Genomic DNA, 18,050 nt, shown 5'->3' with positions numbered 1-18,050 from the left:
CAAAGCGGGGGTTCAGGGAGAAGGGGGTCACTCAGGAGGCCGCTGCGGAACTGCGGGGTCTGGCGGTGGGCACAGACCCGGGGGCTCTTCTCGTGTTCGGCCCGCGCCCAGCGGACTGTCCGTGCTTAGCTGCCGCTGTACCCATCAGCCCACCAACCCCGTGCATTCCGAGGCGGCCTGCCGTGCGCCGAACGCTGGGGGCATGCACCCCGTTCCCCCGTCCTAGCCCGGCAGCCAGTCCAGCTCGGCCTCGCCCGTATCGGCCAGTCGGGGCCTCCTCGATCAGCGTCGTCTGGGCTGCGGCGTCGTCAGGGCGTGAGGAAACAGGAGTCTGGACACGGGGAGTTGTCATGCCGCACCTGCCAACGTGTTCAAGACGTCGCCGGAGGCGGCGGCACAGCCTGGCACGCTGACGAGTCGCTCGCGCAGTGCGGCCAGTGCGATGCCGGCGGGCGGCAGGCCGACAACGGCGCGGCGGGTATCGAGATCGGCCGCATCGCGTACGGGGTACGGCTCCGCCAGTCCGCCAGGGCCAACGCGGTACTGGGTGCCGAACTCCTGCGGTTGACGGCTGTTGGCCAGGGCCCGGTCGTGCAGATGGGCCCACTGGTGGGCGGGGGCGTCGTCGGCCATGACGGCTCGGCGCAACAGGCGGGCGGCGGTCCGCTGGAAGTCGGGGTCGTCGTCGGCGTGCAGCGCGATCAGCCACGCGGCGCGTGCGGCGGCCGGGCCGAGGAGTCGGTGTCCGGGCCATCCTTCGTGGTCGGCGACGATCCGCCGTAGTACCTGAGCGTTGGCGTGATCATCGTGCCGGCCCCGGCCGAGCTGGACACCGTCGAGCTGGTTGCGGACGTGGCGGGCCCAACGGTCGGTCGATCGCTCGGCACGCGCCAGTAACTCGCGGGCGAGGGCGGGGCGGAGTGGTTCGGCGTTCGTCATGAGGTGCCCTGCTGCCGATCCTGCACGGTCCGGGATCCCTGAAGACTCACCGGCTTGCTCTGGCCAGGACTGTCGAGCAGGTTCCACGCGTGGGCGAAGACGACGAGCTGGGTGGTGGTATCTGCCCCGGTCTTGTCGAGCAGTGCTGCGAGCATGGAGTGGTAGTCGCGTGAGGCAATGCCGGCGGCTCGTGCGATGTCGTAGGGCCTGGTCCGCTCCGTGATGGCGTGCAGCAGCCGCAGTTCCTGCTCGTCCAAGTCCGGCGCGGTCGTGGTGGTGTTGGGTGGGCTGACGAGTTCCCATTGGAACAGGCGGTGTACAAGGACCGCGGTGGAGCAGCGGACGGGGCAGGCGAGCTTCTTGCGGATCTTGGTCTTGAAGACGCCGACCGTTCCGCACGTGATGCGCAGCTTGTCGGAGACCTCGTGGTCCTCCAGCCCGTGAGCGAGGAGGCTTGCGATCCGGAGCTCTCCCTGGGTGAGGGCGGAGGGCGCGGTTGTGGTGGTCACGGGATATACCTGGTGTTTCGGTGTAAGGGCGTGGGTGTGATCGGGGGCCTGTCGCCGATCCCCGACGGGGGGCGGGGACCGGCGACAGGGGTTGGGCCCGTGCACGGCGGTGTGCGTCAGGAAGGGACCGCCGCGCACGGGGGCTTATGCGGGGGCGGGCTCGTATGCCCAGGCGATCTCGGTCGCCAGGCGCTCGGACCAGCTGATGACGCCCTCGTCCAGGGCTGCGTCGGCGAGGCGGATGCGCTGGACCTCGCCGGTCCCGGCAGGCGCGTAGGTGTAAGGGATGTCGCGGTACAGGCGCTGGAGGACGGGGTCGGCGAATGCGTGCGCGCCGTGCAGCTCCATGGCGTCCTGAGCGGACCGGGCAGCGAGCTTGTGTCCTTGGTATTTGGCGTTGATCAGTTCCGGGTCGCAGCTCTGACCGTGGTCGAGCAGGTGGACGGCCTGATAGGCCAGGTCCCGGGCCGTACGGAGACGGGCCTGCATCTCGCCGAGGCGGTCGCGTACGACGGGGTGGTCGGAGAGGCGTCGGCCGTAGCGAGGCCGGCCTTCGAGGAAGCGCGTGGTGGTCTCCACGAGGGCCTCGTGGATGCCGAGGCTGACGGCGGCGATGTTGGGCCGGCCGTAGAGGATGCTGCTGCTCTGGCCCACCGCCAGGCCCTGGCCGACCTCGCCGATCACGTGCTCCTCAGGCACACGGACGCGGTCGAGAATGAGTTGGCCGGCGGAGAAGCCGTGCAGTCCGAGCCCGGGCCGGTGACGGGCGAGAGTGAGCCCCTTGCGGTCGGACTCGACGAGGAACGCGGTCAGCGCGCGGCTTGCGGTGATTCCTGGTTCAGCCGTGCGGGCGAGGACGATGTGCGCGCCGGCGACGTGGCTATTACCGACATGAGCTTTGCGGCCGGTGATCACCCACTCTCGGCCGTTGCGTTCGGCAGTGGTCTCGATGCCGCCGATGTGGCCGCCGGCGTCCGGTTCGGTGGAGGCGATCGAGAGAAGCATCGAGCCGTCTGCGACCCTCGGGAGCCAGCGGGTCTGCTGCTCGAGTGTGCCGAAGTGCTGGAGTGCACCGACCGGGATCAGGGTGGCCTGGAGGATGGCAGCGACCGCCGCCGAGACCCGAGCAACCCGGTTGATCAGGACAGTTTTGGCGACGTGCCCAGCGGCGAGGCCACCGAACTTCCGGGGGATGGTGATGGCGAACCATCGACGCTGGGCCATGAGTTCGGCGACCGCGCGCTCCACACTGCCTGGAGATGCCTCCATGCACCCGACGCGCTGGGCGACGTGCTCGGCCGCGAAGCCGTCGGCCTCCCGCCACAGCTGCTCATGCTGGCCGGTGAGGTAGGGGCGGAGCGCTGGTGGGACGGTCATGGTCGTCTTCCTTCTCCCTGGGTGAAGGTCGCACGGTGGTCCGCGGCCGGATCTGCCGCGGCGGACGTCCGGGTGGGGGTGGCACAGCACGGTTGATGCGCGGCTGTGTCGATGACGTGATACGTCGCCTGCCTGCTCGGCGGCGAGCAGCCAGCGGGCACTGGAAGGGCCCTCAGTTATCGCTGCGACTGCTGGTTGGCGGCAATGATGTCGAGTGTCTCTTCGCCGAAGCCCTTGATCAGGTCGACCCCGGCACGGCCCCACTTGTTCTCGACGGTGCTGATAGCGCAGATGGTGCCGAGGCTGATGCCCGTGGGGCGGTGGAGGAGCGGCGTTCCGAGGTAGGACTTGACGCGGAGCTTGCTGATGGCGGTGTTGCCGGACCATCGCGGCATGTCGAGGACGTTGTCCAGGGGAAGGGAGCTGCGCCGTTGCAGGGTGTGCACGCACCATCCCTCGCTGAGGGGCATCGTTCGCAGGTTGGTGGTGGGGGGCGTGCTGGCCTGGCTTGCGCCGCTCGTCGCGGGGGGCAGGTAGAGCCCGACGAAGTACTGGTCATCCTGGATGATGTTGACCATGGTGCCGATTTCCTGGTGGCCGACCAGTTCCGATGTCGCCTCGGCGAGCTTCCGGGCGAGGGCGTCGAGTTCCTGAATGGGGCGGTTTTCCGCTAGCCCGAGGTGCGGCAACAGAGCCTTCCGTTGTGCGAGTTCGGGATCGGTGGGGGTGTCGTGGAGGCCGCTGGTGGGGTTAAAGGTGGGCATCAGGCTTCCTGGGATTCACGAGTCGGAGCGGAGGAGGCGTGGGCGAGGGCCCGCTCGCGGGCGTGCCGGACGAGGGTGATCAGCACCTGTCGCGTGGAGGCTCGAAGACGTGCGTCGCACGAGATCAGCGGGACGTGCTCGCTCAGCTGGATGGCATCGCGTATCTGCTGCTCCGTGTACCGGTGGGCGCCGTCGAACTCGTTGACGGCGACGATGAACGGCTGGCCACGCTGTTCGTAGAACTCCACAGCGGCGAAGCAGTCCCCGAGACGCCTGGTGTCAGCGAGGACGATCGCGCCGATGGAGCCGCGGGCGAGGTCGTCCCACATGAACCAGAAGCGGTCCTGACCGGGAGTGCCGAACAGCTGCAACTGGACGCGGATCGGCGGCAAGGGCAGCGTGATCCGGCCGAAGTCCAGAGCCACCGTGGTGGCGGTCTTCTGTTCGACACCACGGAGATGGTCCGTGCCGACACCCGCCTGGGTGAGGTCTTCTTCCGTGCGCACCGGAGGAATCTCGCTGACGGCACCGACGAAGGTTGTCTTCCCGGCCCCGAAGCCGCCGCTGATGACGACCTTGAGGGGAAGAACAGCCGTGTCGGTGTCAGATGTGGTGTAGGGCCGCAAGGACTCTCTCCAGAATGTTTACGTCGCATTCGGCGTTGCGGATGCCGACGGGCATGGCGTAGACCACGTAGCCGTCGTCGATGAGATCGGACAGCAGGATCCTGACGACCTGCAGCGGCAGGCCGGCGCGGCCAGCGACTTCGGTCACGGACCGTGGTCCCTCCTGGCCGCACACGTCCAGGACCTGGGCGTGGTGTGGCTGCAGCAGCATGGCGGGCGGGTCCGCGCTGGCCTGCAGCAGCGCATGCCGGGCGAGTTCATGGGTCGGAGTGACACGTCCGCACACCAGGGCGTAGGGGCGCACCGCACCCAGTGCTTCGTTGCGCCACGCGCTGCCCTCGGTGGTCATGTCACTGCTCCGGCCAGCCTGCGCCTGCCGCCGGTACGCGCGGGGCGACGGTCAGGTTCTGGGGGAAGCGTGTGATCAGCATGGACGCCTCGAATCCGATCATTCCGGGGTCGGCCTCGTTGGTCGCGAGCACGGTGAGCAGGGCTCCGCTGCCGGCGGACATGATGTAGAGCTGGCCGCCCTCGACGTCCATGAGGATCTGGTTGACGCCGGTGCCGCCGTTGAGGAGTTCGGCGGCTCCCTTGGTGAGGGAGTGCACGCCGCTGGTGATGGCGCTCAGCCTGCTTGCGGTGGCGTCGTTGTCATCTGCGAGATTGTGATGGGCGATCGTCAGACCGTCGGTAGAGGTCAGCAGCGCGGCGCGGGCACCGGTGGTGTGAGCGACGAAGTCGTTGAGCAGCCAGTCGATCTCAGGGGCCTTGGCTTCCATGGTCGGTCTCCAGGATTGGGGGGGCATGGTTGGTGGGGGTTTATTCGGTGTCCTGCGCTGTACCGGAAGCCTTCTCCCGACCGGCGTTGAACCGCGCGAACACCCAGGGGTCGGCTGCCTTGCGCTCGGGCGCCGGGGTCTGCGGGCGGTCCTGCAGCTCCGGGACGAGGTAGGACTGTGAGAGATCACGGGTGGGCAGAGGGGGCACTTGTGAATGTCGGCCGGCCGCAGGAACAGCGGGGACATGGGTACTGCCCGGGCTGAAGGACGCAAGATCCGGGGGGCGCCTGGGCAACGGCGGCGATGGCGCTGTGCCACGCTCAGGTGCGGGGGACGTCCCCGCTGCCGCGCTGGGCCTGCGGGCGACGGCCATCTGCAGCGTGGCGGAGGTGAGTCCGGGATCCGGGACCTCGGCCGAAGCGGGGTACGTGGAAGTACCCGGCTGTCCGCCGGCTCGTGCCTCCGGCGACTGGTCCCCGGGGAGGAGAAGCCGGTTTGGAATCAGGACAAGGGCCTGGTTGGACCCGTAGATGTTGGCCTGAAGCCGGACCGTCAAGCCGAGCTTGTGGGCGTGCTCGGCCACCACGCGCATCCCGATGCGGCCGTCACGGGCGAACTCACCCCCGAGCTGTCGTGGGTCGCTGGCCAGGAGTCGGTTGAGGCGCTGCACGGTGGTGTCAGGCATGCGTTTGCCGCGGTCGTCTATCTCGATGACCACCCCGGCCGGCACTCGCTCGGTACGGACCACCACCGGTGTGTCGGGGGACGAGAAGTTGGTGGCGTTTTCGATCAGTTCGGCTAGGAGGTGGACCAGACGTACGGTGGCTTCTCCGACCACGAGATCGTCGATCACGGTCACCTGCTGCACTCGCCGGTAGTGCTCTACCTCGGAGATGGCGTGCTGGATCACCGCGGGAAGCAGAAGCGGCTGTGCTGACCGGCGTGGGACGGCCCCTCCAACCAGTGCGAAGCTGTCGGTCAGGCGGCGGATGCGCGTGACGCCATGGTCCAGTCGGAAGACCAGGGGGAGGACCTCGGGATCCTCGATATTTTCTTCGAGCCGGTCGAACCCGGCCAGCACCTGATTGACCAGGCTCTGCATCCTGCGACTGATGGTCAGCAGTGCCGCCTGCTCCAGAGAAGCCGAACTCTCGGCCACGCACCGCTGCACATCGCCGACGAACTCACCGAGGTCACGTTCCAACTGGGCGGCAGGATCTTCTCCCACGGGCGCCGCGTGGGGCCGGCGAGTCTGGGGCGACTCTCCCTTCCGTACCTGGTTGACGGTTGCACGCACATCGCTCAGGGCCTCGGGCAGAACGGCGCGCACCCGCGCGAAGAACTGTGCCACCTGCTGGTCGTGTGCGCTCCTCTCCTGCTGCGCCTCCACCACGGCGGCGGCGCCCACCCGCCAGGCAACGGAGGCAGATATGACGCTTCCGGTCATGACCGCGATCCACACCGGCCACACCTGCGCAGACAGCTCTGATGTCGTCCTGAGTGAGTAGGCGGCTAACAGTAGGAGGGTCACGGCCACCGGCAGCAGAACGATCAGCCGGATTCGATGGCGCAGCCCGAACCAGGTTGCCCTCTGGTTTGCCGGCGTCGCGCGATGCCGCTTGACCGGACGGGTGGGGGACGCGCGATCCGACATGGAAATCCTCAATGAGATAGGTGATTTTTTGGAGGGAGTGCCGTCAGGCAGCGGACGCACGCAGTGACAGTGAAGCGATGTTCAGCGTGGCTCCCGCAAGGGCCGCCGGTTCGACATCGGCGGAGTCGGAAACCGGCGAGAGCTGGTGCAGAAGCAGGGAACTCCTAACCAGGCCGCTGTGGCTGAACCCCAGCGGAAAGTTCCCGAGCTGACGACCCTGGACAGGGTCGTACTCCTCGGCCAGCAGGCCAAGGTCGCTGCGCAGGACCAGAAGCCGCTCGAACAGCGCGTGGGCATCACTCACGCGGCCGATCAGGGCGAGCGCGTCCACCAACCAGAACGAGCAGAGCAGGAAAGCACCCTCGTCGCCGGTCAGGCCGTCCACCCCGGCGTCCGAGCCGGTGGTCGGATAACGCCGCACCAGGCCGTCCGCCGTAGCCAGCTCGCGTTGGACCGCCTCGACCGTGCCGACGACGCGCGGGTCATCGGCCGGCAGGAAGCCCATGCGGGGGATCAGGAGCAGCGCGGCGTCCAGCTCAGCCGAGCCGTAGTACTGGGTGAACGTGTTGCGCACTGGGTCGAAGCCCTCGGTGCAGACCTCGCGGTGGATCGCGTCACGGACCTCTGTCAGCTTGAACAAGTCCACGTTGAGAACCCCGGCTTCGGCCAGGCGGATCGTCAGGTCCAGCGCCGCCCAGGCCATCACCTTGGAGTGCACGAACTGCCGGCGCTCGCCCCGGATCTCCCATATCCCCTCGTCCGGCTCCTGCCATCGCTCGACCAGCTGCCGGATCAGCCGCTGGTGCAGGACAGCCGTGTCCGCGCACGGGACGACCCCGCTGCTGTGCGCGAGGCTCAACATTTCGATCAGCTCGCCGTACACGTCGAGCTGCAGCTGCTCCGCGGCGCCGTTGCCGACCCGGACCGGCGCCGAACCCTCATATCCCGGCAGCCAGTCCAGCACCCGCTCGGGAAGCTCCCGTCTTCCGGTGATGCCGTACATGATCTGCAGGTTCTCCGGATCACCGGCCACCGCCCGCAGCAGCCACCGACGCCACGCCTCCGCCTCCTGCCGGTAGCCGGTGCCCAGGAGCGCGGCGAGCGTCGTGGCGGAGTCGCGCAACCAGCCATAGCGGTAGTCCCAGTTCCGACGGCCGCCGATCTCCTCGGGCAGCGACGTGGTCGGTGCCGCAACGATCGCGCCACTCGGCGCGTAGGTCAGCGCCTTCAGCGTGATCAGGGACCGGACCACGGCTTCCCGGTACGGGCCGTCGTAGGTGCACTGCCCTGTCCACGACCGCCAGAAGGCGAGCGTCGCATCAAGGGCTGCCTCCGGGTCCGACACCTCCGGCGCAGCCGCGTGGGACGGACACCAGCTGAGTACGAACGCCACGCTCTCCCCGGCGCCCACCGTGAAGGAGCTGACGATGACGCCGTCCTTCTCGGCCTGCTCGACCGGGGAGTCGAGCCACAGCGCGTCCGCGCCGGCCTCGGCGACCACGCGCCCGCTCTCTTCGTGAATCCACGGAGTGGTCCGGCCGTAGCCGAGCCGCGGCCGTAGACGCGAGACCATGGGCACCTCGCCGGCCACGCCCTCGACGATCCTGATCACCTGCGGCGCCGGGGTGCTCAGCGGCATGAAGTCGATCACGCGGACCGTGCCGGTGCCCCTGAACCACTCAGATTCCAGAACGAGAGAGTCCCCCCGGTACCACCGTGTCGTCGCCGTCGGCTGGTCGGCCGCATCGTCGGGGGCCGGGGCGAGTATCCACGAGCCGTGGTCAGACCGTCCAAGCAGCGCTGCGAAGCACGCGTCCGAGTCGAACCTGGGCAGGCACAGCCAGTCGATTGAGCCGTTGTCGGCGACATGCGCACTGGTCCGCATGTCGCCGATCAAGCCGTACTGCTCGATACGGGGGGTGGTGGTCATCGTGTGTGGACTCCAAGAGCCGTCTGGTTGATGGACGAGCTGGCGGGACGTCATCGCGAGCGCTTCATGACGGCGAGGGTCTGTGCCAGCGAGGTGGCAAGGGGCGGGAGGCCCACCGCGCCGCGGCGCTCGTCGACGGACTGCGCGTCCCTGATCGGGAACGGACGCAGACGGGCGGAGTCCACCTGGGTGCCGTAGGTCTGCTGGCCGCCCAGGAGAACGGCGTGGAGGTCGTCCACGTAGGCCAAGTGGACGGCGGGCGTGCTCCGCCGTGCGACCGCGTCAGCGATTAGGGGCTGGCACAGGTCCAGCAATGGCACGGTCCGTGCGTTAAGGAGGACCTGTAACGCGGCCAGGGAAGCGTCCGAGCCTACCGCCTGGCAGCTCGGCCAGCCCGACTTCTCCACCATCGCGCGGAGAGTGCGACCGTGATCGGACCTGGCCTCAGTCATCGCGCGCCGGCGGCTCGTGGCTTCAGGCAGCTCGCACGCGGCGTGGGTGAGCCGCTCGTCCTCAGCGGCGAGTGCGAGGAGCCGCACGGCCAGGTCTGGCACCGACGTCCGTTCCTGAGACGTTTCTCGCAGATCCGACGGCGGCTCGGTGGCGCTGGCCACACCTCGTTCGATCATCAGGGACATAAGGTGTAACTCCTGTGCAGGGGAGACAAGTTCACCGTGCGAGGCGTGATGTGGCTCCCCGGGGGGCCAATGGCCGTCGATGACGCCACCTGCGGTCACTTGGGCGGCGGCCTCCGGCCGGTCGCGTGCGCGGAATGGAAGCGGCGACGACCAGGTTGACGGCCTGCAGGCCCGATGCAGGCCCACCCGGACGGTGTCAAAGTCGCGGGGAAGTGTGGGGGGAGGCTGCTCGCTGAGGTCCACGTACCACCGGTGGTGGCTGGTCAGTAACGACTGCATTGAGGTTGGGTCTCCGGTCGAAACGGGATCGTCCCGTTGCTAGTTGGGAATCGCCTGTGGTTCGGCTGCTAGGCCACATGGCCGAGGGCGGATGAGACGCACTGCTCCACGGGCAGGCTCGTGTTCACCACGATTTTCGGCTCGGGGATGGGGTCTGCGGCCTCGTCCATCAGATTGGCTGGTGGAACCTGAGCACCGTTTGCTTCTCCGGCCCTTGCAGACGCCCTCGCCAGCACGATCTCGTCGGGGCAGACACACTCGACGATATGGAGCGCATGCCCAAGGTTTGAAGCGAAGCGACGCAGTGACAGGACGTCTCGCATCCGGGTGAGAGGACGGCCGTCGAGCACAATGACGCTTCCCGGTGCTGTGTCGAGGTTCCACGATGCCGCCTGCAGAATCCATCCGTACAAGCAGTCATTTACTTCAGGCGAAGCCGTGACCAAGTTTGGGAAGAGGAGCTTCCGCAAGGCGGCCTTGTCGAGCAGGACTCCCGGTATGGCTTCGGCCAGGGCCCGAGCGAGGGTCGACTTGCCGGTGAAGGGGCGGCCGCCCAAAGCGACGATCATGGGCTCTCCTGTCAGCTCTGGAATCACATCTGCACCCCGGTCATGCCGGGTGAGGCAGGGGGCCGGGCAGGACCCCCGACCGAGGGCACTGGAAGAAGGCCCACACGCCCTTCCTCTTGCACCCCTCCCGATCTTGGTACGGGGTCGTGGTCCAGCCGTCAGACTCGGCGGTGACGAGAGTCAGACCGCGTCCACGGACATCGTCCGCGGACGGCCGAATCTTCGGGATCGGAACCTTGTTGGAGTTGTCGGTCACCAGGAGCCCGACCAGGAGCCCGAGAGCGAAGTCCTTCTTGAAGGCGAGCACGACACCAACGGTTTCTTTCTCGCCCGGCGGCCGAGTTCGGCCGTGCACGACTGCGTTGGTGACCAGCTCGCTGAGGACGAGGACGACGCGGTCGATGAGGTCGTCGTTCTCGGGCAGCTCCCAAGCCATGAGCTGTTGCCGAACAATGCGTCGAACCTCACCGATATTGCTGGCCCGGCTCTCGATCTCGAGGCGACTCGCTCGATCCCGTCACCGTGCGTCAGCACCGCCAGGAATTGCCTGTTCGACGTGGGCGTCAACGCGTCCACCTCCCGGTTCTGGGTGGCGGGCGCCCCTCCCTCCAGCTAGCGAGCTGGGAGAACTGCGCCCGCCGCGAGCCCTGCGGCCGGGGCATCAGGTCCCCGATCGTCGGGCAGCTTGTCGGGCTTCCGAGGCCAGCAAGATTCGCTCGGGAGTTGATGGCGAGCAACAGTGACGGTTCACTGATCAGTTACTCCGGAAGTGAAGAGTCACTGATCTGCGCACTGATCCATACATAAGTCACTGATTTTGAAGCAGAGTCGATGGGTCGTCACTACGCTTTCGGGAACCGATCTGAGGGCTGAGGAGGTGCTGATGAAGCACGCGTCACATCGCCCGTCCTGTGCAAAGCAGTTACGACAGGAGGCCCTCCCGCGGGGCGAGTCCCCCAGCGAGATCGCCCGCACCATCCATGACCACTGCGCCGTGTCTCTCCTGCGTGCGCAGCGTCTCGCTCGCGGACTGACGCTGAAGGAAGCCGCCACGGGCTTGAACACCCTCGGAGTAGGGCGTGAGGACGCTCCCCGGGTGGATGGTGACCAGTTGGGGCACTGGGAAACCGGCCGGCAACCGCGCCCAACGACTCTGGCACTGTTGTGCGAGTTCTACGGGCGATGCACGCCCCAGGACCTGGGATTCGAAGGCGCGGCGGATGCCGCCCGCCCGCCCTCCTCCGCCCTGGTCCTCACGGGACAGCTTCCATCCCTGCTGACGACTACGCGGGCCTTCACTGCCGACCCTCTGGAGCAAGAAGTCGACGCGGCACGGCGCTCAGTGGACCGAACACTCGCGGCCGGGACCGTCAGCGCGAACCAGCTCGACCTGCTCGATGAGCAGGTGCTCTGGGCGCGGGAGCAGTACGTCTACACAGCGCCCGCACCGATGATCAAGGTGCTCCTCGAGCACCTTGCAGAGGTTGAATCCCTGGCCGAGCACCGACAGCCAGCCGCCGTCCAGGTCCGGCTATCCGAGCTGACCGCCATGCTCGCCACGCTCATCGCTGACGCCCTCATGAAGCTCGGACAACTGACCCGGTCCCAGTCCTGGTACGCCACAGCGAGAAACGCTGCGGACGATAGCGGCAACACGGACCTGCGCGCCCGTGTGAGAGCACAAGCCGCCATGCTCCCCTACTACTACGGCCCCCCGGAAGCAGCCGTCAGCCTCGCCCGGGAGGCCCGGATCATCAGTCGCGGGCGACCCAGTGCCACAACGGCCTTCGCCTCGGCGGCCGAGGCACGTGCTCTGGCCAAGCTGGGAGACGTCGAGGGGGCCGAGGCCGCACTCAGGTACGCCGCCGCGGCGTTCGAGCAGAGCGGAGCTGGGTGGCCTGCCGACGACGACGCCTTCGGCTTCCCAGAGAGAAGGTTCAAGCTCTACGAGAGCGGCACCCTGACGGCACTTGGCCGGACGCGTCAGGCACGCCGCATTCAGGAGACGGCACTCCGCCTCTACCCATCGAAAACCGGCATTGATCCGGCACTGCTCAACCTCGAGGCGGCCCTCTGCCTGGCGCACGATCGAAGCGCGACCGAGGCCTGCCAACTGGCCGGGGCCACCTTTTTGCGGATGGTTCCCGAGCACCGCACGCCCATCGTGGAGGAGCGGGCCCGCGAGGTCATCGGGGCACTTCCGCCTGGCGCGCAATCTGGCCGTGCAGCGCGGGAACTGCGCGAGATCCTTGAGCTGCCTCCCGGACAGATGTGACAGCAGCCCGGATCGTCGGCGAGCCTGGACCCCATGACACAAGCTGCGCCGGCCCCCGGCGGGTTCGACGAGTCCGAGATGTACAGGATCCTGGAGCGAGGATGCGTGGCCATCGGCCTCGACTTCTCCGACGCTCGCCTACTGCGCGGGCACACCAATGCCGTCATCCTCCTTGAACGGGAACAGGTCGTCGTCAAGATCGCCCGAAAGGGATCTCGCATCGACGATGTGACACGTACCGTCACCTTCGTCCGCTGGCTCATGGACGCCGGCTTCCCCACCGTCCCCCTGTGCCCCGTCGACCAGCCCGTTGTCATCGACCAACACGCCATCACCATCTGGCAGTACCTGCCGCAACCGCCCCACCCGGTCACCGCGGACCAGCTCGCAAAGCCGCTGTACGCACTCCACACGCTGACAGCGCCGCCCGTTGCTCTCCCAGCCCACGACAACCTCGCAGCGATCCGCCGGTCGCTAGCGGCGATCACCTGCCTGCCCCGACCGACGCTGTCGTTCCTCAACACCTACGCCGACCAACTCGAGTCAGACCTCCAGGCCGTGGAATTCGAGCTGCCGAAGGGGGTGATCCAAGGAGACCCACAGCATCGCAACGCACTCCACGTTGATAGCGGCGGAGCCGTCCTCTGCGACTGGGACACGGTAGCCCTCGGACAGCCAGAGTGGGACCTAGTCACCGTGGAGGTCCACTGCAGGCGCTTTGGTTATGGAGGGCAGCACTATCAAGCCTTCGCGGACGCGTATGGCTGGGACGTTACCCTCTGGTCGGGCTACCAGACCCTGGCCGCGATCCGCGAGCTGCGGATGATCGCCACGAACGCGCGGAAGGTTCGTCACGCGCCGAGCAGCTTGCAGGAGGTCGAACGGCGCGTGGACGGTCTCCGCCGCTGCGACAGGCTCCAGCGATGGAACATCCTCTGACGTTCCCCTTCGAGGTGTCTGCGTCGGACCGTGCATTTGCGGACCGACATATCGCCGACTATGTCCAATTTTAAGATCTCCTGGGCCGGGCAAGGGCCACAGGCGCATGGACTGGGATACCAGATACCGGGCGCTACATCAGCCGGTCGCCACGGACACGGCGAGCGCCCCGATGATCACGAAGGGGCCGAAGGCGATCTGGGTGCGGCGATCTCGTCCGACGGCCAGCAGGACTGCCGCACACACGGCGCCGACGAGGAAGCCGGCGGCGGTGCCCCACAACAGACTCGTCCAGCTGTTCCAGCCGAGGAGAGCACCAACGGCTTGGGCGAGTTTCACGTCCCCCAGGCCCATACCCGCGAAGAGCGCCAGGAGAAGAAAGGCGACGGTGACGACGGCAGCGGCGATGGCCGCGCGGCCGAGACTCCCGGGCTCGCCAGCCACGGTGGCCCCTGTGAGCAGAAGGAGTGTTCCAATGCAGGCCGAAATAGTGAGCACGTCGGGAAGGCGCTGGACAGCGAGGTCGATGAGCGCGAGGGCGATACCGCACGCGGCGAGCCAGTACTGGGCGGCGGCGAACCATCCGCTCGCGCCGCCCACCGCGACCGCGGCGAAGGCGGCGGCCGAGCCCTCTGCCGAGAGTGCGGGGGGTCCGATCCGCTCCGTGCAGCTCGGGCAGCGCCCGGACGCTGGCAGCAGGAGCCGGCCCTGGCCGGGAAGACTCCTGCCGCAGTGTGGGCAGCCTCTGCGAGGGGACGCGGACGCGGGGACCGATCGGGCGAAGACGGCGGGGCGTGCCGCGGCGCCAGTCATGGCACCGACGGAAGCGGACACGGCAACGCTGAGGACGGACATGTGAGAGCACTCCTTGCACACGGCCCGGCCCACAGATCTTTGGCCGGTCGGCTTCGACCCTAATGAACGGATCGGGAGGGGGAGCCGTAGGGAGACCGAGGCTCGAGACCTGTCCGAGGGGAGAGAGCCCGCCGTGCGCCGGGCGACGTCCGGGTGGCTCACGGCACCGCGAGGAGTTGAGCAGGGGCGCATCAAGACCTTGTGCGACGGCACGCTCTCCTCGTGTACGGAGGACGGGGTGGGGGGTTTCGGTCAGCACACCGCCGAAATCCGGCAACTGGCAGGCATCACCGGTGGCTTGGCAGGGACCATCGTCATGCGACGGTGTGGACGGCCTGGCGGTGGCCACGAGAATTCAAGGGGCGGGCGTGCTGGCCATCCAGACGTCGTGGGAGAAGCTCCAGAACGACGGGGAGATCCCCAAGGGCAAGCTGATGCCGGCCATCGCGCCCGTGCGGGCCAAGCAAGGCATGCTGCTCCGCGCCGAGCCGATCGCCCAGCAGATGGTTCAGGACAAGGTCCGCTTCCGGGGCGTGTTCACCGACATGGAACGCGAGTGGTCGACGTGGCAGTCCAGCGGCCCGGACTCGCCTGGCCGGATCGACGCCTCCTGCATCCTCGTGTACGGCCTGATCCCGGAGGCGAATCAGGGCGCCATCGTCCACGCCCCGCTCCCCACCGCCCCGCAGCCGTGGCGGCAACCGGGTGGAGTTGCCTCGGCGTACGGCAGGAGAATCGGCAAGTGAGCCTAGAGCCAAGCCAGTTGTTCCAATGCTGATGGTCGCAGAATGTGCAGGAAGGGTAGATGCCTCGCAGGCGCGAGCAGCAACCTGTGAGGCTGCGACTGGTAAGTGAGCTGCGGGAACCCGTTGAGCTGTACCAGCCTTCACGCGGTTGACGACGTAAGGAGGGCGAGTGACCGGCGAACCTCAGAGGCATATCCGGCTCCGTCTTGCACGCCAGCGCCCAGCACCCGCCCGGGTCCGCGCGCGGGTTCGGGACGATCAACTAGAACCAGAGCCCGAGCAGCCTAGACCGGAGCCGGACCCAGGGCCTCCGTGGTGGAAGCGGATCCCGTGGGTCCATATCGGTACGGTGATTGGCGCCCTGGCGGTGATCGGAGGCCTGCTTTTCACCGGTATTGCGACATACTTTGGTGCTCGGGTATCACAGGATCAGTTGGAGCAGTCGAGAGAGGATGCCGAGCGGGAGGCACGTAGTCAGGCGAGGCAGGTCTCGTACTGGTTTGACCTCAGATCCGGACGGGCTGTTCTGCATGTGATGAACAGATCGCCTGACCCCGTCGACTACGCCTTGATGAGATACGAGCTCCGCATCTTCTCGGCGGATAACTCTCATACGGCCACGATGGCAAACGTCGAGTTTGTCACCGGCCCCCTCCCACCTTGTTCGATCAAGACCGTCGAGCCAGCCGATCTGCGGTTGAGTGATGGCACGGGCAAGCAGACACGACTGCCAAACCGAACTATGATTGCCGAGAACCCATACTTTGCATTTACAGATCGGGATGGCCGCGTCTGGGGTCGGCTCGAAGGCCGACTCTCTCCCCGGCTCGTCTCAGAGGAGGCGCTCAACAAGCACAAAGAGAATAGGTACAAAATGAGTGGCATTCTGGTGGGAATACCGAAACAGGCGCCGGCGCCGGAATGCGGCGACGACACCACGAAGTGATGAAACGCTACGCCCTGCCGGGCGATATGCGGCGAGGTTGCCCAGGTCCACTCAGTGAGCCTTTTCAGTGCGCCCACCGATCGGGTGACCTCAACACGGCGAGCCGGGGTCCCGCAACGCACGAGGCGCCCGTGCCGTTGAGGGAGGTGTTCGGCGTCTCAACCCACCGGCACAGGAGCCTCGTTGGTTCCCTATCCTGCCGCACTCGACCTGCCCCACGCCCTGGTCGAGCAGGTCACGATGCTCGTCGTCACTCGTGAGGGTGACCGTCGGTGCAAACTCCCGCCGCACCAGCGCGCGCTGGTGGCGCTGGTGTACCTGCGTACGCACGACACCCTGGCGCGGATCGCGGCCGGCTTTGGGATATCGGTCGGTACCGCCCACGCCTACGTCACGGCCGTCGTCGGCCTGCTCGCCGACCGCGCACCTGGCCTGCTGAAAGCCTTGCGGGAAAGCGGCCCGGACTTCGTTCTCCTCGACGGCACCCTCGCCGAATGCGACCGCGTCGGCGACAGCCGCGCCGACTACTCCGCCAAGCACCGCCGCCACGGCGTGAACGTCCAGGTCGTCACCGATCCCGCTGGCACGGTGCTGTGGATCTCACCCGCGCTGCCGGGCCGCACCCACGACCTGACCGCAGCCCGCATCCACAACATCATCCGGATCTGCGAGCGGCAGGGCGTCCCGATCCTGGCCGACCGCGCCTACCAGGGCGCCGGCCCGCACGTCACCACCGGGCAGAGACGGCCACCGGGCGGGGAACTCAACCCCACCCAGCGCACCGTCAACCGTGCCCTCGCCCAGGCCCGGGCCCCCGCCGAGCGCGGCATGGCACAGCTGAAGTCCTGGCAGATCTTCCGCCGATCCCGCATCAGCCCCAACCGCATGACCCTCATCACCAAGGCCGTCCTCACCCTGGAGAGGCAACGCTGCAAGACCAGTGACCACTCCAGTCGACGGGAAACTATCTCTCGCGGTTGCTGATGCAGGCGAGAATCCCGATTCCCTTGTCAACTACGGCTCGTGCAGCAGACGATGAGGGCATGGACGGGGAGACGGCCAGGCGCATCATCCGGTCCCAGGACGAGGAGGTTCGGGCACGACTGCGACAGATGCTGGCCGAGCGCGGCCGTAAGGCTCAGGCCGTCGCGGCAGCCCTCCGCCCGTGGCGGAACGGTTCAGCCACCACCCTCTTCACGGGACGCGCAAAACCCGAAGCTCTCCGCGCGCTCGCCGATGCAAGCAGATGGGCATCTGCCAACCGAGGACTGCCGGGAGGGCTGCGTTACATGATCACGGTCTCCGGCCACGAGTACGGCAGCCTCGGCAGCCCCGAAGTGGACCTTCACTACGAGGCGCGGGACCTTGAACGCTTCCGGCAGGGAGACGCCGACGCCGCGAGAGCCATCGAGAACGTCTATCTCCTGGCCGAGCAGATAGCGGAGAACTGCCGGGGAGCACGGATAGTCGGGTCGGCGCTCGACATCCCAGATGAGTTCCACCCGCCCCGGTACGGGCAGCTGCTCGAGGGAACGCTCGCCCGGCTTGTCGCTGAAGACCTCGCCGACCACATCAACACAGGTCGGGCACTGGAGGAGCGGCTGACCGTCGGTGGGGTCGGGGAGACGACCGTGCAGTCCTGGCGCGCGAAGGTGTTGGAGTCGACCGCCATCCCTTATCTACTCGGCTTTATGGATCTGACCCGGGGCCTGGAAGCCTGTGAGAGTCCGGTCGTCACCGATCCGGTGGTCTTGAGCCGGGCCTATCTGGCTCTTGGGCTTGCCTACTTGGAAGAGGTGCAACAGCGCATGCCGGACTATGCCGAGGCGTCGGGGCAAGCAGTGCCCGAACCCCGCATCTCATTGTCCTTCAGCGGGGGGACCTTCTACGGCGGTCAGTTCGCCGCACAGATTGCGAACATCGACTCCACGATCGCGGGTGTCGTTCAGCACGGCAGCCCAGATGTGGCCGAGGCTTTGAAGGAGTTGGAGCAGGCCGTGCTGCACCAGGCCGGCTTGGACGAAGACGAGCGGCGGGACCTGCTCGACAATGTCGGGTATCTCGCCGAGGCCGCGCAGACTCCTTCTGAACAACGAAACCGTGGAATCATCAGATCGGTACTCTCGTCCTTGACAGTTGCGGCAGCCAGCGGCGAGGAACTGCGCCGGGCCATGGACGCCTGGGGCGGAGTGCTTCACGGCCTTCTGCCCTGAAGGAGGGCGTCT

The 18,050-nt window shown here is 67.3% G+C and carries 19 protein-coding genes; 6 read left to right on the top strand and 13 right to left on the bottom strand.

Translation table 11 applies throughout. The features are described 5' to 3' along the window. Positions 1-348 precede the first annotated feature (348 nt). The 12 genes from ACWD3E_RS36140 to ACWD3E_RS36085 form a co-directional block, all read right to left on the bottom strand. Positions 349-939, bottom strand: coding sequence for a DUF6624 domain-containing protein (locus ACWD3E_RS36140; protein WP_451391744.1), 591 nt, complete (start codon positions 937-939; stop codon positions 349-351). Next, on the bottom strand, positions 936-1,448 hold the full coding sequence (locus tag ACWD3E_RS36135; protein WP_451391743.1) for a helix-turn-helix transcriptional regulator: 513 nt from the start codon (positions 1,446-1,448) through the stop codon (positions 936-938). Before ACWD3E_RS36135 ends, ACWD3E_RS36140 begins: the two co-directional genes overlap by 4 nt. A 144-nt stretch (positions 1,449-1,592) precedes the next feature. Continuing rightward, positions 1,593-2,825, bottom strand: coding sequence for an acyl-CoA dehydrogenase family protein (locus ACWD3E_RS36130; protein WP_451391742.1), 1,233 nt, complete (start codon positions 2,823-2,825; stop codon positions 1,593-1,595). 176 nt (positions 2,826-3,001) lie between these two features. Continuing rightward, complete coding sequence (locus ACWD3E_RS36125) at positions 3,002-3,589, bottom strand: GAF domain-containing protein (RefSeq protein ID WP_451391741.1); 588 nt, start codon at positions 3,587-3,589, stop codon at positions 3,002-3,004. Next, positions 3,589-4,215 (bottom strand): GTP-binding protein, encoded by a 627-nt coding sequence (locus ACWD3E_RS36120; protein ID WP_451391740.1) that lies wholly within the window; start codon positions 4,213-4,215, stop codon positions 3,589-3,591. Before ACWD3E_RS36120 ends, ACWD3E_RS36125 begins: the two co-directional genes overlap by 1 nt. After that, positions 4,193-4,564 (bottom strand): DUF742 domain-containing protein, encoded by a 372-nt coding sequence (locus ACWD3E_RS36115; RefSeq protein ID WP_451391739.1) that lies wholly within the window; start codon positions 4,562-4,564, stop codon positions 4,193-4,195. The genes ACWD3E_RS36120 and ACWD3E_RS36115 overlap by 23 nt, the downstream gene beginning before the upstream one ends. Position 4,565: 1 nt before the next feature. After that, the gene (locus tag ACWD3E_RS36110; RefSeq protein WP_451391738.1) at positions 4,566-4,994 is read right to left on the bottom strand and encodes a roadblock/LC7 domain-containing protein; all 429 of its coding nucleotides are present in this window, start codon (positions 4,992-4,994) and stop codon (positions 4,566-4,568) included. A gap of 40 nt (positions 4,995-5,034) precedes the next feature. Continuing rightward, positions 5,035-6,648: an ATP-binding protein gene (locus ACWD3E_RS36105; protein ID WP_451391737.1), complete on the bottom strand. Its 1,614-nt coding sequence runs from the start codon at positions 6,646-6,648 to the stop codon at positions 5,035-5,037. Between the two features lie 43 nt (positions 6,649-6,691). After that, positions 6,692-8,578: a glycoside hydrolase family 15 protein gene (locus ACWD3E_RS36100; protein ID WP_451391736.1), complete on the bottom strand. Its 1,887-nt coding sequence runs from the start codon at positions 8,576-8,578 to the stop codon at positions 6,692-6,694. Positions 8,579-8,628: 50 nt separating this feature from the next. Continuing rightward, positions 8,629-9,216 carry a DUF6624 domain-containing protein gene (locus ACWD3E_RS36095; protein WP_451391735.1) on the bottom strand — a complete coding sequence of 196 codons (588 nt, stop codon included), beginning with the start codon at positions 9,214-9,216 and terminating at the stop codon, positions 8,629-8,631. A 347-nt stretch (positions 9,217-9,563) separates the two neighbouring features. Beyond that, positions 9,564-10,064: an AAA family ATPase gene (locus ACWD3E_RS36090; protein WP_451391734.1), complete on the bottom strand. Its 501-nt coding sequence runs from the start codon at positions 10,062-10,064 to the stop codon at positions 9,564-9,566. A 40-nt stretch (positions 10,065-10,104) separates the two neighbouring features. Next, complete coding sequence (locus tag ACWD3E_RS36085; RefSeq protein ID WP_451391764.1) at positions 10,105-10,557, bottom strand: ATP-binding protein; 453 nt, start codon at positions 10,555-10,557, stop codon at positions 10,105-10,107. Positions 10,558-10,947: 390 nt separating this feature from the next. Here ACWD3E_RS36085 and ACWD3E_RS36080 point away from each other — a divergent pair, with 390 nt between their 5' ends. Continuing rightward, positions 10,948-12,339, top strand: a complete 1,392-nt coding sequence (locus ACWD3E_RS36080) for a helix-turn-helix domain-containing protein (RefSeq protein ID WP_451391733.1) — start codon at positions 10,948-10,950, stop codon at positions 12,337-12,339. 33 nt (positions 12,340-12,372) lie between these two features. Continuing rightward, positions 12,373-13,278 carry a phosphotransferase gene (locus ACWD3E_RS36075; RefSeq protein WP_451391732.1) on the top strand — a complete coding sequence of 302 codons (906 nt, stop codon included), beginning with the start codon at positions 12,373-12,375 and terminating at the stop codon, positions 13,276-13,278. A 138-nt stretch (positions 13,279-13,416) separates the two neighbouring features. Here the strand turns inward: ACWD3E_RS36075 and ACWD3E_RS36070 are convergent, their stop codons facing one another. Then, complete coding sequence (locus tag ACWD3E_RS36070) at positions 13,417-14,133, bottom strand: prepilin peptidase (RefSeq protein ID WP_451391731.1); 717 nt, start codon at positions 14,131-14,133, stop codon at positions 13,417-13,419. Positions 14,134-14,501: 368 nt separating this feature from the next. On the opposite strand from ACWD3E_RS36070, the gene ACWD3E_RS36065 reads away from it, so the two are divergent. The 4 genes from ACWD3E_RS36065 to ACWD3E_RS36050 all read left to right on the top strand — a co-directional run bounded on the left by ACWD3E_RS36065 (position 14,502) and on the right by ACWD3E_RS36050 (position 18,038). After that, positions 14,502-14,879 carry a hypothetical protein gene (locus ACWD3E_RS36065; protein WP_451391730.1) on the top strand — a complete coding sequence of 126 codons (378 nt, stop codon included), beginning with the start codon at positions 14,502-14,504 and terminating at the stop codon, positions 14,877-14,879. A 349-nt stretch (positions 14,880-15,228) separates the two neighbouring features. Beyond that, positions 15,229-15,825 (top strand): hypothetical protein, encoded by a 597-nt coding sequence (locus tag ACWD3E_RS36060; protein WP_451391729.1) that lies wholly within the window; start codon positions 15,229-15,231, stop codon positions 15,823-15,825. Between the two features lie 183 nt (positions 15,826-16,008). Then, the gene (locus ACWD3E_RS36055) at positions 16,009-16,809 is read left to right on the top strand and encodes a transposase family protein (protein ID WP_451391728.1); all 801 of its coding nucleotides are present in this window, start codon (positions 16,009-16,011) and stop codon (positions 16,807-16,809) included. Positions 16,810-16,868: 59 nt separating this feature from the next. Next, positions 16,869-18,038 carry a hypothetical protein gene (locus ACWD3E_RS36050; protein WP_451391727.1) on the top strand — a complete coding sequence of 390 codons (1,170 nt, stop codon included), beginning with the start codon at positions 16,869-16,871 and terminating at the stop codon, positions 18,036-18,038. The last annotated feature ends 12 nt before the right edge of the window (positions 18,039-18,050 follow it).

The organism is Streptomyces sp. NPDC002676, assembly GCF_053592455.1.
Note: the sequence above shows the minus strand (reverse complement) of the source record. Positions and strands in the feature narration are given on the sequence as shown.